General features: G+C 71.7%; 13 protein-coding genes and 1 pseudogene. 7 read left to right on the top strand and 7 right to left on the bottom strand.

Going from position 1 to position 13,670, the window contains the following annotated elements:
* The first annotated feature begins 71 nt into the window (after positions 1–71).
* Positions 72–2,189, top strand: a complete 2,118-nt coding sequence (locus tag WMF42_RS26600; protein WP_061612595.1) for a hypothetical protein — start codon at positions 72–74, stop codon at positions 2,187–2,189.
* Positions 2,190–2,495: 306 nt separating this feature from the next.
* Here the strand turns inward: WMF42_RS26600 and WMF42_RS26595 are convergent, their stop codons facing one another.
* On the bottom strand, positions 2,496–2,912 hold the full coding sequence (locus WMF42_RS26595; RefSeq protein WP_437685552.1) for a hypothetical protein: 417 nt from the start codon (positions 2,910–2,912) through the stop codon (positions 2,496–2,498).
* A gap of 191 nt (positions 2,913–3,103) precedes the next feature.
* Between WMF42_RS26595 and WMF42_RS26590 the strand changes: the two are divergent.
* Positions 3,104–3,811, top strand: a pseudogene (locus tag WMF42_RS26590) (family 43 glycosylhydrolase); the annotation flags it as partial.
* A 114-nt stretch (positions 3,812–3,925) separates the two neighbouring features.
* Here the strand turns inward: WMF42_RS26590 and WMF42_RS26585 are convergent.
* Positions 3,926–5,440, bottom strand: a complete 1,515-nt coding sequence (locus WMF42_RS26585; RefSeq protein ID WP_437685550.1) for a serine/threonine-protein kinase — start codon at positions 5,438–5,440, stop codon at positions 3,926–3,928.
* 464 nt (positions 5,441–5,904) lie between these two features.
* Positions 5,905–6,729: an endo-1,4-beta-xylanase gene (locus tag WMF42_RS26580; protein ID WP_437685548.1), complete on the bottom strand. Its 825-nt coding sequence runs from the start codon at positions 6,727–6,729 to the stop codon at positions 5,905–5,907.
* Here WMF42_RS26580 and WMF42_RS26575 point away from each other — a divergent pair.
* The gene (locus WMF42_RS26575; protein ID WP_233561224.1) at positions 6,692–7,231 is read left to right on the top strand and encodes a hypothetical protein; all 540 of its coding nucleotides are present in this window, start codon (positions 6,692–6,694) and stop codon (positions 7,229–7,231) included. The two genes, WMF42_RS26580 and WMF42_RS26575, sit on opposite strands and share 38 nt — an antisense overlap.
* 427 nt (positions 7,232–7,658) lie before the next feature.
* Here WMF42_RS26575 and WMF42_RS26570 read toward each other — a convergent pair whose 3' ends face one another.
* The 4 genes from WMF42_RS26570 to WMF42_RS26555 all read right to left on the bottom strand — a co-directional run bounded on the left by WMF42_RS26570 (position 7,659) and on the right by WMF42_RS26555 (position 10,638).
* Positions 7,659–8,363 carry a CTP synthase C-terminal region-related (seleno)protein gene (locus tag WMF42_RS26570; RefSeq protein WP_199693560.1) on the bottom strand — a complete coding sequence of 235 codons (705 nt, stop codon included), beginning with the start codon at positions 8,361–8,363 and terminating at the stop codon, positions 7,659–7,661.
* A gap of 130 nt (positions 8,364–8,493) precedes the next feature.
* Positions 8,494–9,057 carry a DinB family protein gene (locus WMF42_RS26565; RefSeq protein WP_437685546.1) on the bottom strand — a complete coding sequence of 188 codons (564 nt, stop codon included), beginning with the start codon at positions 9,055–9,057 and terminating at the stop codon, positions 8,494–8,496.
* A 63-nt stretch (positions 9,058–9,120) separates the two neighbouring features.
* Positions 9,121–10,074 (bottom strand): hypothetical protein, encoded by a 954-nt coding sequence (locus WMF42_RS26560; RefSeq protein WP_437685544.1) that lies wholly within the window; start codon positions 10,072–10,074, stop codon positions 9,121–9,123.
* 3 nt (positions 10,075–10,077) lie between these two features.
* Positions 10,078–10,638: a hypothetical protein gene (locus tag WMF42_RS26555; protein WP_437685542.1), complete on the bottom strand. Its 561-nt coding sequence runs from the start codon at positions 10,636–10,638 to the stop codon at positions 10,078–10,080.
* Positions 10,639–10,794: 156 nt separating this feature from the next.
* On the opposite strand from WMF42_RS26555, the gene WMF42_RS26550 reads away from it, so the two are divergent.
* The 4 genes from WMF42_RS26550 (at position 10,795) to WMF42_RS26535 (ending at position 13,418) form a co-directional block, all read left to right on the top strand.
* Positions 10,795–11,631 (top strand): SDR family NAD(P)-dependent oxidoreductase, encoded by an 837-nt coding sequence (locus WMF42_RS26550; RefSeq protein ID WP_437685540.1) that lies wholly within the window; start codon positions 10,795–10,797, stop codon positions 11,629–11,631.
* 33 nt (positions 11,632–11,664) lie between these two features.
* Entirely contained in the window at positions 11,665–12,042 is a 378-nt protein-coding gene (locus WMF42_RS26545) for an ArsR/SmtB family transcription factor (RefSeq protein WP_061606806.1), read from the top strand.
* The gene (locus WMF42_RS26540; protein WP_061606807.1) at positions 12,039–12,542 is read left to right on the top strand and encodes an SRPBCC family protein; all 504 of its coding nucleotides are present in this window, start codon (positions 12,039–12,041) and stop codon (positions 12,540–12,542) included. The genes WMF42_RS26545 and WMF42_RS26540 overlap by 4 nt, the downstream gene beginning before the upstream one ends.
* A 90-nt stretch (positions 12,543–12,632) precedes the next feature.
* Positions 12,633–13,418, top strand: a complete 786-nt coding sequence (locus tag WMF42_RS26535) for a phytanoyl-CoA dioxygenase family protein (protein WP_437685537.1) — start codon at positions 12,633–12,635, stop codon at positions 13,416–13,418.
* Positions 13,419–13,670: the final 252 nt, after the last annotated feature.

Here is a 13,670-nt window from a genome sequence, read left to right as displayed (position 1 = left end):
CGAGCGCCACCATCGCTCGCCGCAGATCGGTTGGGCGGCGGGTCGCAACCTGCGCTCTCAGGAGGACGCCCTTGCACCAGCAACGCTCTGTCGCCTTCTCACGCTGGATCCCTGTCGCCGCGTCGGCCATCGCCGTCGCGAGCGCGGCGGGCTGCACCGCCGCGGGCGACGCGCCGGCCGGGGCCGCGCTGTCGGTCCGCCACGTGCGCGTCACGCAGGCCGACGTGGGCGCCTTGCCGCCGGGGGAGCGGCTGCGCCTCGACCTCGGCGCGGCCCGGGTCGCCTACCACGTGGCGCTCGACCCGGCGCTCGACGCCGACCGCATCGTGCTCGTCTCGGCGGCGGGCGCGGAGGCGTCGCTCGCGGCCGAGATCGAGGCGATCGAGCGCCGCGCAGCGGAGCCGCTCGCCACGGCCGACGGGCGGCTGCTCCTGACCGGGGACCCCACGGTGTTCGAGGAGCTCGACGCGGCGGAGCTCTCCGCGCTGCGCGCGCAGGGCGAGCTGGTGAAGCCGCTCGCGGCGCCGTCACCGAACGCCAGGCCGCAGTCGACGGACCCGTGCGGTCGGTCGGGCGTGTACCTGGAGAGCGATCTCGCCGGGGGCGCCGCGGCGCTGAGCGTGTGGAGCGCTCACGTGGCGCTGATCTGCGAGCCGATCTGTGCGCCGGGGGCGACGGAGGCCTGCTACGGCGGGCCCGAGGTCACGCGGGCGGTCGGCGCGTGCCAGGCGGGCCAGCGCGCGTGCAACCTGACCGGCACGGCGTGGGGGCCCTGCTTCGGCGAGGTGAGGCCCGAGAGCGAGGCGTGCACCTCGACAACGGACGTCGATTGCAACGGCGCGGTGGGGTGCCTGCCGGGTCACCTCTGGAGCCAGCTCTTCGGCGACGCGGTCGCCCAGTCCGGCAACCGGCTCGTCCACGACGTCGCGACGGACGCCGCGGGCAACCTGCTGCTCACCGGGAGCTTCAGCCAGTCGCTGCCCGTCGGGTCGCAGACGCTTGTGGGCGGGCGCGGGTCGGACGCGTTCGTGATCAAGCTCGACCCGGCCGGCAACGTCCTCTGGGCGCGCAGCTTCGGCAGCGACGGCCCGGACCTCGGCGTCGGCATCGCCGCGGACGCGTCGGGGGACGTGATCGTCACGGGGTCGTTCTGGAACACCGTGGACTTCGGGGCCGGCCCGCTGGTCAGCGCGGGCAAGGCGGACGTGTTCGTGCTGCGGCTCGACGCGAACGGCACGACGCTCTGGAGCCAGCGGTACGGCACCGCGGACGTGCAGCAGCCGGAGGCGATCGCTGTCGGCCCCGGGGGCGAGATCACGGTGGCGGGACGCTACTATGGTCCGCTCGATTTCGGCCTCGGTCCGCTGCCGACCAGCAATATCACCAGGACGTTCGTGCTGCGGCTCGACGCCGGCGGCGTCCCGCTCTGGAGCCGGGGGTTCGACGTGGAGTACGTGATGTGGCCGAAGGATCTCGCGGCGGATCCGTCGGGCGACGTGGTGCTCGCGGGGTGGACGCAGGGCTGGGTCGACCTCGGCGCCGGGCCGGTGAGCGGCGCGGGCGGGGACGATGGGTTCGTTGTCCGGCTGGCGTCGGGCAGCGGCGCGACCGTCTGGGGCCGGGCGATCGGCGGGCCCGAGGACGACCAGGTGACGGGCGCGGCGCTCGACGGGGCGGGCGGCCTTGTCGTGGCGGGGTGGTTCGGCGGGCAGGTGGGCCTCGGCGGGGGCGCGACGCTGACGAGCGCGGGGAGCACGGACGCCCTCGTCGCGAAGCTCGACGCGGGGAGCGGCGGCGTCCTGTGGGGCAAGGCGCTCGGGAACGCGTCGCAGCAGGACGCCAGCGCGCTCGCGCTCGACGCCGCCGGCAACATCGTGCTGCTCGGGCATTACCGGGGCGTGGTGGACCTCGGCGGCGGACTGATGACCTCGTTCTCGGAGTTCGCCATGAGCCGCTTCCTGGCCAGGCTGGACCCGGCGGGCTCGCTCCTGTGGAGCCGGGGGTACCCCTTCCAGACCTACTCGCTCCTGCTCGGCGCCGAGGAGGAGCGGGGCCTCGCCGTGGACGCGGCGGGGAACGTCTTCTTCAGCGGCGTCATGTTCGGCTCCGCCTGGGCGGTGGAGTACGGCGGCGGGCTCCTCACCCCGCTCGGCAACATGGACTTCGTCGTGGCGAAATACGCGCCGTAGTCTGCTCCTCCTGGCTATCCGCTCATCGCCGCGGAGCGGCCCTGGAGGCCCGCGCCGCCGGCGCATGAGGCCCCGGGTCGGCGGCGTCGGGCCGCGGCCATCGCCGGCGATCTGGCACGACGGGTTTGCTCGATCAATCGGGACCGATTCCCGGCGGTCGCCGGACCTATGCTCGACGGCCCCTCACCATGGGAGTCGACCCGGGGCGGCGCGATGCAAGCACTCGAGTCGCACGATGGCAGGCCAAACGGTCGGGATCGCGCCTTGCTGCGCCAGCGTGGACGAAGACGAGGGCGCGGCGCCGGATCAGCGCCGGCGCAGCCGCCCGGTCGGCCGGCCGAGCGCGTACTTCACGCTGCCAACCGCCACGGCGTGCGGTCGCACCGACGCCGGGGCAGCGTCGGCGGCCTGAGCCTGCGATGCGGCCTTATGCATTGCCCGCGCGAGCTCCGCTTCGGCCGATGCGACCCGCTGCTCGAGCCGGACGAGGCGCGTCCTCGCCGCCGCGAGCTCGTGCGCGGAGCCCAGAGGCCGCCTTCCCAGCCGCCGCCCGAGCGCCCGGCCGAGTCGGTACATGAACCGGCTGAACGGACGGCGGGCCAGGGGACCGAGATTCTGGTTCGCCTCGATGACGGCCTGCTGCGCGCGGACGCGGCGCAGCAGATCCTCGAGCTCCTGGATGTTGAGCCGCACCACGTCGATCTCGCTGCGGTACCTGGACATGAATCCATCCTGTCGTACAGGCGCGGTGCACGCCAACGCCGTCGGCGGCCGCCGCGAGCTCGGCACCAGCCCCGATCCCGGTCGAGCCCGCTGAGCTCGCCCGCATCGCGCCTGCCGGCGCCGCCGCCGGCTCGTTCTCGACGAGCTCCCGCACGGCCGTGATGTGGATACGGCCTCTCCGGCGCGCGGATCCCAAGGTCATCTACAACAGCTCGACCGGGCAGCATGTCATGTGGATGCACAAGGAGAACGCCACCGACTACGGCGAGGCCCGCGCGGCCGTGGCCACCTCCAGCACGGTGGACGGCGGCTACTCCTACCGCGGCAGCTTCCGCCCGCTGGGGCACATGTCGCGCGACATCACGCTCTTCAAGGACGACGACGGCGCGGCCTACATGATCTCGGCCGCGCGCGAGAACGCCGATCTCCACATCTACCGTTTGACGCCCGACTACCTGAACGTGAGCAGCCTGGTCAAGATCCTCTGGGCCGGCTCGTGGCGCGAGGCGCCGGCCCTGTTCAAGCGCAACGGCGTGTATTTCCTGCTGACCTCGGGCGCGACGGGCTGGGCGCCCAACCAGCAGAAGTACGCCACCGCAACGAGCATCGGTGGCACCTGGAGCGCGCTGCAGAACGTGGGCGACTCGACGGCGTACAGCTCTCAGACGGCCTTCGTGCTGCCGATCCAGGGATCGTCGGCCACCTCCTACCTGTACATGGGCGACCGCTGGGCCAGGGCCTGGAGCGGGCCGGTCAACGACTCGCAGTACGTCTGGCTGCCGCTCCAGTTCCCCAGCAACACCAGCATGAGCATGAGCTACTCGGACCAGGTGACGATCGACACAGCCACCGGGGTCGTCCAGGGCTCGGGCGCCACGAGCTACACGCTGGCCGCGCGGGCGTGCTCGACGCGATCGCGGCGAGCAACGTCGACCCGACAACGAAGCTCGTCAACCCTCTAAGCCTGGGCTATCCCCGCCCATGTCGGCGCGACATCTCCGGGGCTTCTCCGCTCAGAAGATCGCGCTCTTCCGCATGCCCGCATCGTTCGCGCGCTGCCGCGACGGCGCTCCGCCCGTGCTGCGCGGCGCCTCGGTCGCGCGCGCCGGCCGCGCTGCGGCGGGCCGCGCCGCGGCGGGCCGCACAGCGGCAGGCCGCGGCGTATCTTCCAGCGGCGCCGCAGCCGCCAGCGGCGCCGCTGCCGGGGCCTGCGCCGTCGCCGCCACGCCCGGCGCGCCTGTCGAGCACGTGGCCGCCTGGGGCGCCCTGGGCGTCTGCGCCACAGGGGCGCGGCGCGCCGCGGCGAGCACCCCGTCGCTGACCGCCAGCAGCGCGGCCGTGCGGCCCTCCGACCGCTTCCAGGGCAGCGCCGTGACGAGCGCCAGCCCCATCCCGAGCACCATCATGAGGCCGGCCGCCGCGAGGTGCAGCCCGGTCCGCCGCGCCGGCGCGGCGGGCGCCCGCTCGCTCGGCGCCTGCGGCACCCCGGTCGCGGCCACGAACGCCGCGATCATCGGCTCGATCGAGGGGAATCGCTCCCCTGGATCCAGGGCGAAGGCCCGCGCGAACCAGGCCTCCAGCTCCGGCGGCGCTCCCGGGCACAGCGTCGACAGCGGCGGCCGATCGCTGGCGAGGATGGAGGCGAGCACATCGGCGATCGTGCGGCCCGCGAACGGCTGCTGCCCCGTGAGCGCCACGTGCGCGACCACCGCGAGGGCCCACATGTCGAGCTGCGGATCCGCGTGCCCGGTGCACGTGTGCTCCGGGCTGAGGTACGCCGGCGTGCCCAGCACCACGCCCTCCGCTGTCTGGCGCGGGAAGTCGGCCGGCAGATCCTGGCGAATCCACTTGGCGATGCCGAAGTCCGCGACCTTCGCGCGCAGGCGTCCGTCGCGCCCCTCGCGGAGCAGGATGTTCGACGGCTTGATGTCCCGGTGCACGATGCCGAGTCCATGCGCGACCGAGAGCGCCTCTCCGATCTGACGGAGGAGCGCGGCGAGCTCACCCGCCGGCACCCGCCCTCGCTCCTGGATGAACTGCCGGAGCGACAGGCCGCGCACGTACTCCATCACGAGGTACGGGCCCGCCTCGGGATCCTCGCCGGCGTCGTGCACCGTGACGATGAGGTCCGTCTTCCGCCCGATCTGCGCCGCGACCTGCGCCTCGAACCGGAAGCGCTCCATCATGTCGATGGCCGGGTCCTGGCGCGGGAGCACGAGGAACTTGAGCGCGACGTCGAACCGCCGGACGCTGTCGTGCGCGCGCCACACCTCGCCCATGGCGCCCTGGCCGAGCGGATGCACGAGCCTGTACCGCCCGGCGACGAGGCGGCCCCGCGCGAGCGGGGCGCGGCCCTTGTCGCGTCCGGCGCCGCGCGGAGCGGCAGCGCGCGGCTGCGACGCCGGCGGGGCGAGCGTGACGGCCTCGCGCGCGCCGTCCGGCGCCGGCGGGGCGAGCGTGACGGCCTCGCGCGCGCCGCCCGGCGCCGGCAGATCGGGCGCTCGACACGAAGACGGCGGCTGCAGCACGCCGGTGACCTTCGTGTCGCCCCCGCGTCCCAGGCCGGTTCGTGTGCCCGTGGGAGGACGACAAGACGTGGGAGGCCGGGACATGTTCGCAGCGTATCTCGAACGCGGGGACCTTTGAATGGCGAACCCCCGGGTCCCTCGCGCAACCGTACCTGCTCGCTCGCACGGCAGCGTCACAAGACACAGCTCCGCCGCATTTGTCGATGGACGCTGGCGACGCCACGTCGCGCGCGCCGCACGGTGGACGCAGGACGGGTCGCCCCTTCATGTGCCCCGGTCCGCCCCAGGTGTGGGATTGCATGCTCGGCGAGGCGCAACGCGCGCCGCGCGGCCGCGCGACGCGCGACGCGCGCGATGATGACCCGACAAGGTGAAGAGGCGTGGGCGGGCAACAGCCCGAGGTACAAAAGCGCGCGAGCCCCCTCGATCGAGGGAGCTCGCGCGCGCATCGCGTCAGCCTGGTGTCATTTGCGGCCCAGGAACTCCATCAGCCACTGCATGGCCGGCCGCATGTTTCCGTTCGAATGCTGGATGCCTGTGTTGTCCCGCCACGTCGTGCCGACGATATAACCCCAGAGGGTGATGCCGGGGACGGAGGGGTGATTCCAGAACATCGTGAACTGCTCCTCCATCACCCTCTTCTGCTGGTTGTCGTCCGCGATGCCGATGTCGTACTCGGTGATGTACACGGGCTTGCCGAGAGCGGCCATCTTGTCGATGTACGACTTCACGGTGGGGGTGCTGATCTTGTACGCGTCGTGGGCCTGCGCGCCGAGGGCGTCGACAGGGGCGCCGGCGTCGATCACGGCCTTCGCGATCCTCATGAAGTTGTTGTGGTCGTTCTCGTATTCGATGTTGTTGTAGTCGTTGAAGATCAGGACCGCGCGCGGGCAGAACTCGCGAGCCCACTTGAACGAGTTGACGATCCAGTCCCAGCCGCTGGCGCCGTCGCCGCCGATGCCGTTCTTGTAGGAGGGCGTGGTGTGGGGCGGCGGCTCGTTGACGACGTCGATGTACTTCGTGTCGGGGTAGCGCTCACAGAACTGCTTCATCCAGTCGCGCACGGCGTTCTGCTGCTGATCCGCGGAGAGGCGCCCGACCCAGTCCGGCTGCTGGCTGCCCCACACGAAGACGTGGTGCTTGAAGATGATGTTGTTGTCCTTCGCGTACTTGTAGATCGCGTCGAGCTTGCTCCAGTCCTTGGAGCCCTGGGTCCTCTCGACGGAGCCCCACTTGCCCTCGTTCTCGGGCGTGATCTGGTTCCAGTACTTCGCGAAGCCGTCGCGCACGGCGCCGCTCGTCGTGATGTTGCCGACGAACTTCTCGCTGCTGGGGGAGCCGCCCGTTCCGTCGCTTCCGCCGGTCCCGCCGTTCGAACCGCCCGACCCGCCGCCGCCTTCGCTCGAGCTGCCCGTCGAGGAGCTTGTCGTTCCAGGGCCTCCGGCGCCGCTGGTGACCGATGCGCTGCTGCTGGCTGTCGTGCTGCCGCTGGTGGTGCTGCCGGAGCTGACCGTGCTGCTGGCTGCCCCCGAGCCGCCCGCGCCCTCCTCGACCCCGCCGTCGCCACCAGAGCATCCAAAGAGGGCCGCGACTCCGAGCGCCATCCACGTGGTGCCGCACAGCCATCGAGAAGAACGGTTCTTGTTCATTGTGCACTTCCGCGAGTTGAGTCGTTGGTGGTTCTCGAAGCGAGGGAGCCGATGGGCAGCGGTACGAGCCGGAGCGCACACGCTCTGCGAACTACGTGCCAAACAGCTCGGCGCCTACAATTCCCGCCTGCCCTGGAAGTGATCACGACACGCACACGAAAGCCGCGGCCACGCGGCGTTCCGCGTCGGTGGGAATTGTGCCGTGGTATTGCGAAATCCGACCCGGGTTGAGGGCTGACGATTGCGGTGGCATGGTAATGTTCCAACCATCGAACGCCTGAAGACCCACCCAGGTTGAGCCGAGCCGACCCACCCAGGTTGAGCCGACCCGGGTTGGGGTCGAAGGCCGACCCAGGTTGAGCCGACCCGGGTTGGGGTCGAAGGCCGACCCAGGTTGAGCCGACCCGGGTTGGGGTCGAAGGCCGACCCAGGTTGAGCCGACCCGGGTTGGGGTCGAAGGCCGACCCAGGTTGAGCCGACCCGGGTTGAGGGTGGTTGGTTGGCCGGCTTACGCCCGGTTGCCCAACCTCGGTCGGGCCACGGCTGCTCCAACCTGGGTCAGGCCGCCCTCAACGAGCGCGCGCCGTGCAGGCCCTGAGGAGCTCAGCCACCAGCGGCGGAAGGCGACCGGCGAGCGCGGCGCGCTCCGGCTGGAACAGCGTGGCGACGAAGAACGGATGCCCGTCGAGCTCCACGGCGCGCACATCGCCGGCGTCGTCCTCCGCCCCGACCCGCAGCGGGCCCGAGACGAGCGCGGCCTGGAACGCCGGGTTCAGGCCATAGCGGCAGCGGTACCCTTCCGTCGTCTCCGCGCAGCCGTAGGCCTGCGCGATGCGGGTGCCGGCGCGGAACCGGACGGCGCCGGTGGCCTCCACCAGCGAGCACTCCAGCGGCGCGATCACCGCGCGCTGCGCCTCCGGCGCGGTCTCCGCGTGCTCGGCGTCCGACCAGCCCAGCACATGGCGCGCGTACTCGACGATCGCGTGCTGGAAGCCGCCGCAGGTGCCGAGAAAGGGCCGCCGCTGCTCGCGCGCGAAGCGGATCGCGCGCAGCGCCCCATCCATGCTCCGGTACGGGCTCGCTGGCACGCACCAGAGGGCGTCGTAGCCCGCCACCCGCGACGCGTCGGTCACCTCCTCGGTCGGCACCCACTCGAACGAGAGCGGCACGGCGAGCGCTTCTCCCGCCAGTCGCAGCGCCGCCGGGATGGCCCGGTGCGCAGTCACCCCGTCGTCCCGATCGCCGACGAGCCCCAGCCGAATCACCGACATCATGCGCCTCACCAGAGATCCCGACGTGCGGGCAAGAGGGTCCTCGTCTCGATCCTACATTCCACAGGGCGGATGCGTGAAAGCGGCCTGGAGCTCGACCTCCTCGCGCCGTCCGTCCCAGCGCACCGCCGCGTCAGCCAGGCGGCCTTCGTGCGTAGAGGAAGCGAGCATAGCCGATCTCGGCGGCGTTCTTCGTCAGCTCGACGTTGACCCAGGCCACGACGTCACCGAACGGACGATCCTGAAACGGCCATCGGGTGCGCTGCGGCGACCGCAGATCGTCGTCCGTGACCCGATCGAGCGCCGCGCGCCACCGTTCCTGCAGGCCGCCGAGCCACGCGCGCACGCCGTCGGCGTCGCCGGGCCACGTCACGCCCTCGCGCGAGAGCGCTCCGTCGCCGAACGCGTTGTCGAGCGCCATGGACCACCAGAAGCCGATATGCCACGTCACCCACGCGATGCTCGGCGGGCCGAGGTCGTATCCCTCGTGATCAGGCCAGTCGGCGCGCCACTCGCCGCCCGGGGTCTGATGGACGTGCAACCCCGCGTCAGCAGGGCGCCACAAGCACTCGTCGGTGGAGAGCCCGTCGAGGTGATAGCTGGCGAGCTGCCACGCGATGTCGAGCTGCCGGACCAGATAGCCACGGACCTCGTTGGCCTCAGGCTGCGTCGGCGCGCCAGGGCTGTCGCGTCTCATGGTCCAGAGCCTAGCAGCATCCCCGTACCCGGTAAACCGCCGGACCCGCCGCGCGCGCCGCCGTCATGGCTGCTGTAGCCGCTCCGCATGCTCGGCCAGGAGCCCGCCGAGCAGGTGGAACTCCAGATACGACCGCGCCACGTCCGTCGCCCCGGGCAGCTCCTCCTTCGCGCCGCCCAGCACCACCCAGCCGCCGCCTCGCTCGAACCGGAACGAGAGGGTCTCTCCCTCTGCGAGCCCGTGCTCGCGCACCGGCCGCAAGATCGACACGCCCTCCAGCCCGAACAGGAACAGATCCCGCGCGATCACCTCGTCGAGCCACCGCTTCGACAGCGCGGTGAGCGACAGCTCCCACGCGCCCTCGCGCAGCATCTCCGGCACCGACCCGCGGCGGATGAGCGGCGCGTTCGCCGCGTCGAGCGACACGAGCTGCGCCCGCGCCACGCCGTGATGAACCCCGAGCGCCCCGAAGCCCACCGACAGATCCGCGACGCGATAGCCCACCTGCGCCGGATCCTGCGCCGCGCCCTGCAGCAGATCCCGCGTGGCCATGATCGCCTTCACCACGCGCAGGGCGAGCGACGGGCGCAGGCACAGCGCGCGCGTCCTGTCCGGCGTGAGCGCGACGGCGCGGGTGACAGCGTCCTGCACGATCACCTCGAACGGCTCGAGCTCGGCCGCCGCCAGGGGCTCGCTCGCGCGCATGTGCCGGTGCAGATCGAACGAGAACGCGCGCCCCTTCTTGAACACCTTGAGGTGCACGCTGAAGGGGCTCTTCCGCCCGTTCGCCGTGGTGCCCTCCGCCAGGAAGAGGACGTCGCCGATCACGGTCTTCTCCGGGTAAACGTGATCGTTGTAAAAAACGATGCGTCGCGCCTCGGTGTCCAGGTCGACCCGGGAGCGATCATCGTCGAGGGCGAGGCGATTGCCCTCGTGATCGCCGCGCGTGCCGAGCCCGGCGAAGGGGCAGCGGACGCGACCCGCGAAGTGGTAGACCCCTCGATCACAGAAGCGCACGGATCACCCCCAGTCCTCGGCTGCCACGCTCCGGCCGAAGACACGCGCGGAGCCCCACTCCGCGACGAGCAGCGCGCCCAGCGTGACGCCTGCCATCAGCAGGCGGGCAGCCCAGGGCGTGGGCGCGAAAGCAGCCATTTCTCTGGACGGGCGGTGGGCGAGGTTCACGTTGAGCGCCGGGTCGGTCGCGACGAAGCTCAGCACAAGCAGCGCGACGAACGTGCCCCAGGCCGAGAGCGCGCTGCCCGACGGCAGGCCGCGCCGCGCGAGGTGAAGCGCGGCCGCCGCGGGCGGCGCGAGGTGCGCGGCGATCGAGAGGAGCGTGACCTTGCGCGTGGCGATGACCTCGATGAGCCACGCAGGGATGCCAACGCCCACAGAGAACACGAACGCCGGACCCACGAGCCACCCAGCGCCGGCGAGCAGGCCGAGCGCCACGGCGAGGGCCGCGACGTGGCAGGCAAAGAGCATCTCGCCCATCCTGCCGGTGCCGCGCTTCTCCTGCACGTACCTGGCCAGGATCGCGAAGATCGGCAGGGCGCACAGGACTTCAACGGCACGCACCCGCGCAGGGTACCGCGCGGCGCCGCCGTGAGGAAAGCGGATCGCGGGCCCGCGCGAGCGCGGCAAGGACGTTCAGCGTCCGTCGACTACCCCGGCGGACGAAGCTGGGCGATAGTGACGACTCATCTGCTTCACGAACGCACGGAGGAGGGATCGATGTCGAAGATCGCGCTTGTCACAGGCGGCAATCAGGGCCTCGGTTACGCGATGGTCGCCCGGCTTTGCCAGGACTTGCCGGCGGGCAGCGTCGTCTACCTGGCGGCGCGGGATCAGGAGCGCGGCGAGGCGGCCGTCGCGAGCCTGCGCGAGCAAGGCCTGCAGCCGTCGCTGGCCCGGCTCGACGTGACCGACAACGCGAGCGTCCAGGCCCTGGCCGAGACGCTGGCGCGCCGTCACGGCGGGATCGACATCGTGCTCTCGAACGCGGCAGCGCGCATCGTGAAGGATCGGCCGCAGGCGGCCCAGGTCCGCACCTTCATCGACACGAACAACCACGGCACCTACCGGATGATCCGCGCCTTCGGGCCCCTGCTGCGCGACGGCGGTCGGCTCCTCGTCGTCGCGAGCGCCTTCGGCTCCCTGAGCAAGCTGGACCCGCGGCTCCATCACCTCTTCGACCCCGCCACGCGCTCTCTCGAGGACATCGAGCGCGTCATGGACGAGTACGTGGAGCTCGTCGAGCGCGGCGAGGCAGAAGCTCACCACTGGCCGGCGTGGATCAACATTCCATCCAAGATCGCCCAGGTCGCCTCGATGAAGGTCCACGCGCGACAGCGACACGACGAGGCGACGCAGCGCGGGATCGTCATCGCCGCGCTCTGCCCAGGGCTCGTGGACACCGATGCGTCGCGCCCGTGGTTCGACGACATGTCGTCCGCGCAATCGCCGGCGGACGCCGCGAAGAACGCCCTCTGGATCTGCACGCAGCCCGCCGAGTCACCGCGCGTCTACGGTGAGCTCGTCCAGCATCGTCGGATCATCCCCTGGGCTTGACGACGCGTAACGATTCGGTTACGCATCACGCCGATGGACGCGGTCGCCCAGGCGCTGGCGGATCCGATCCGACGGGAGATCCTGCGGATCCTGCGCGATCGCACCGCCTCGGCGGGCACCCTCGCCAGCGCGTTCTCGGTCAGCCGCCCGGCCGTCAGCCGGCACCTGCGGGTGCTGCGCGAAGCCGGCCTGGTGCGCGACGTCTCGCGCGGCCGCGAGCGCGAGTACAGCATCGTCCTCGGCGCGCTCGATGAGCTCGAGGCGTTCCTGCGCGAGCTGCGCGCGGAGAGCCCGTGGCACCGTCGGTTCGACGCGCTCGAGACAGAGGTCCACCGCGTGCGCCGGCAGAAGCGCATGGCCACCATCGACCCGCCCCGCAACGACACGAAACGAAAGAAGGAGACAGCATGAGCCCCCGACCCACCGGCCGCGTACGAGGCACCGCGACAGGCGCCGATCTCGTGATCAAGCGCAGCTTTCGCGCTCCCATCGAGGACGTCTGGCAGAGCGTCACCGCCTCCGAGAGCACGGCGCGCTGGATCGGCCCGTGGGAGGGGGAGGCGGGGCCCGGCAAGACGGTGCGCCTCCAGATGGCGTTCGAGAAAGGGGCGCCGCCGTGCAACGTCTCGATCGACGCATGCGAGCCGCCGCATCACCTCGCCGTGTCGATGAAGGACGACCACGGCGACTGGCGGCTCGCGCTCTCGCTCACGGCGAGGGGGGAGACGACCGAGCTCACCTTCGTTCAGCACCTCGCCGATCCAGCGCTCGCCGGGGACACCGGGCCAGGATGGGAGTACTACCTCGACATGCTCGTCGCCTCCCGGCTCGGCGAGCCGCTGCCGGACTTCTCCGATTACTATCCGGCGCAGCGTGCCTACTACCTGGGCGACGCGCGCACGCAGGAGTAGCCCCGCCACGGCGGGGAGCCTCGGCGCGAGCTCCACCGCTCTCGGCGGCTTGCACCCTCACGGCACATTGAGTAGGGTGGCTCACGCGCCATGACCGAGCTGAGCCACGCGCAGATCGAGCGCTTCATCACCGAAGGATTCGTGCGGATCGACGCGGCCTTTCCCCGGAGCCTCGCCGACGAGGGGCGCGCCATCCTGTGGCGTGACACAGGGTTCGATCCGCTCGACCCGAAGACATGGACGAAGCCCGTGGTCCGGCTCGGGATGTACGGCCAGCGACCGTTCGCTGACGCGGCGAACACGCCGGTGCTCCGCGCCGCGTTCGATCAGCTGGTCGGCCGCGGGCGCTGGCAGCCGCCGGCCGCGCTCGGCACGTTCCCCGTCCGCTTTCCGTCGCCTGACGACCCCGGCGATGCGGGCTGGCACGTCGACGCCAGCTTCGGCACGGAGAACCCCGACTTCATGACGTGGCGCGTGAACGTCGCGTCGCGCGGCCGCGCGCTGCTCATGCTGTTTCTCTTCTCGGATGTCAGCGAGTCCGACGCGCCGACGCGCATCCGGGCGGGGTCGCACCTGGACATCGCGAGGCAGCTCGCGTCCGCGGGCGAGCAGGGGTTGACGCTGCGTGACCTCGCAGCGAACGGCTTCGCGGAGACGGCGCATCGACAGCAGGTGCTCGCGACGGGAGAGGCGGGGACTGTCTACCTGTGTCATCCGTTCCTGGTCCACACGGCGCAGCCGCACCGCGGCACCCGCCCGCGCTTCATGGCGCAGCCGCCCCTGCTCCCGGCCGAGCCGTTGCGGCTCGAGCGCGAGCACGGGGACTATTCACCCGTCGAGCGAGCGATCCGCGGGGCGCTGAGCGGGGGCCTGTAGCTGGCCTTCATGTCTCGCCGGTGAATCCGTGAATGTCACCCCCGGTCGTGCCGACGGGGCCAGCTTTCCCGTGGCGGCATCCTGCACCGCGGCGCCCGCGTCCCTCCGGGAGACCCCACGGCCCCGCGACCGACCCCAGGTCGGGTAGCCGGCAGCGGTCGCCGGCCGGGGACGCCGCGTGCCTTGGTTTCCTCGGCTCGATCGGGCACAGTGGGGCTCGCTCGCCGCCGTGTCGCTCGACGCTGCTCCAGG

The organism is Sorangium sp. So ce176, from assembly GCF_051519835.1.
GTDB lineage: Bacteria > Myxococcota_A > Polyangia > Polyangiales > Polyangiaceae > Sorangium > Sorangium cellulosum_G.
Note: the sequence above shows the minus strand (reverse complement) of the source record. Positions and strands in the feature narration are given on the sequence as shown.

Excerpts from the sequence above, each read along its gene's own strand:
- WMF42_RS26550 (WP_437685540.1), top strand. The coding sequence starts at position 10,795 with ATGTCGAAGATCGCGCTTGTCACAGGCGGCAATCAGGGCCTCGGTTAC.
- WMF42_RS26535 (WP_437685537.1), top strand. The coding sequence starts at position 12,633 with ATGACCGAGCTGAGCCACGCGCAGATCGAGCGCTTCATCACCGAAGGA.
- WMF42_RS26540 (WP_061606807.1), top strand. The coding sequence starts at position 12,039 with ATGAGCCCCCGACCCACCGGCCGCGTACGAGGCACCGCGACAGGCGCC.
- WMF42_RS26570 (WP_199693560.1), bottom strand. The coding sequence starts at position 8,363 with ATGATGTCGGTGATTCGGCTGGGGCTCGTCGGCGATCGGGACGACGGG.
- WMF42_RS26545 (WP_061606806.1), top strand. The coding sequence starts at position 11,665 with ATGGACGCGGTCGCCCAGGCGCTGGCGGATCCGATCCGACGGGAGATC.
- WMF42_RS26595 (WP_437685552.1), bottom strand. The coding sequence starts at position 2,912 with ATGTCCAGGTACCGCAGCGAGATCGACGTGGTGCGGCTCAACATCCAG.
- WMF42_RS26565 (WP_437685546.1), bottom strand. The coding sequence starts at position 9,057 with ATGAGACGCGACAGCCCTGGCGCGCCGACGCAGCCTGAGGCCAACGAG.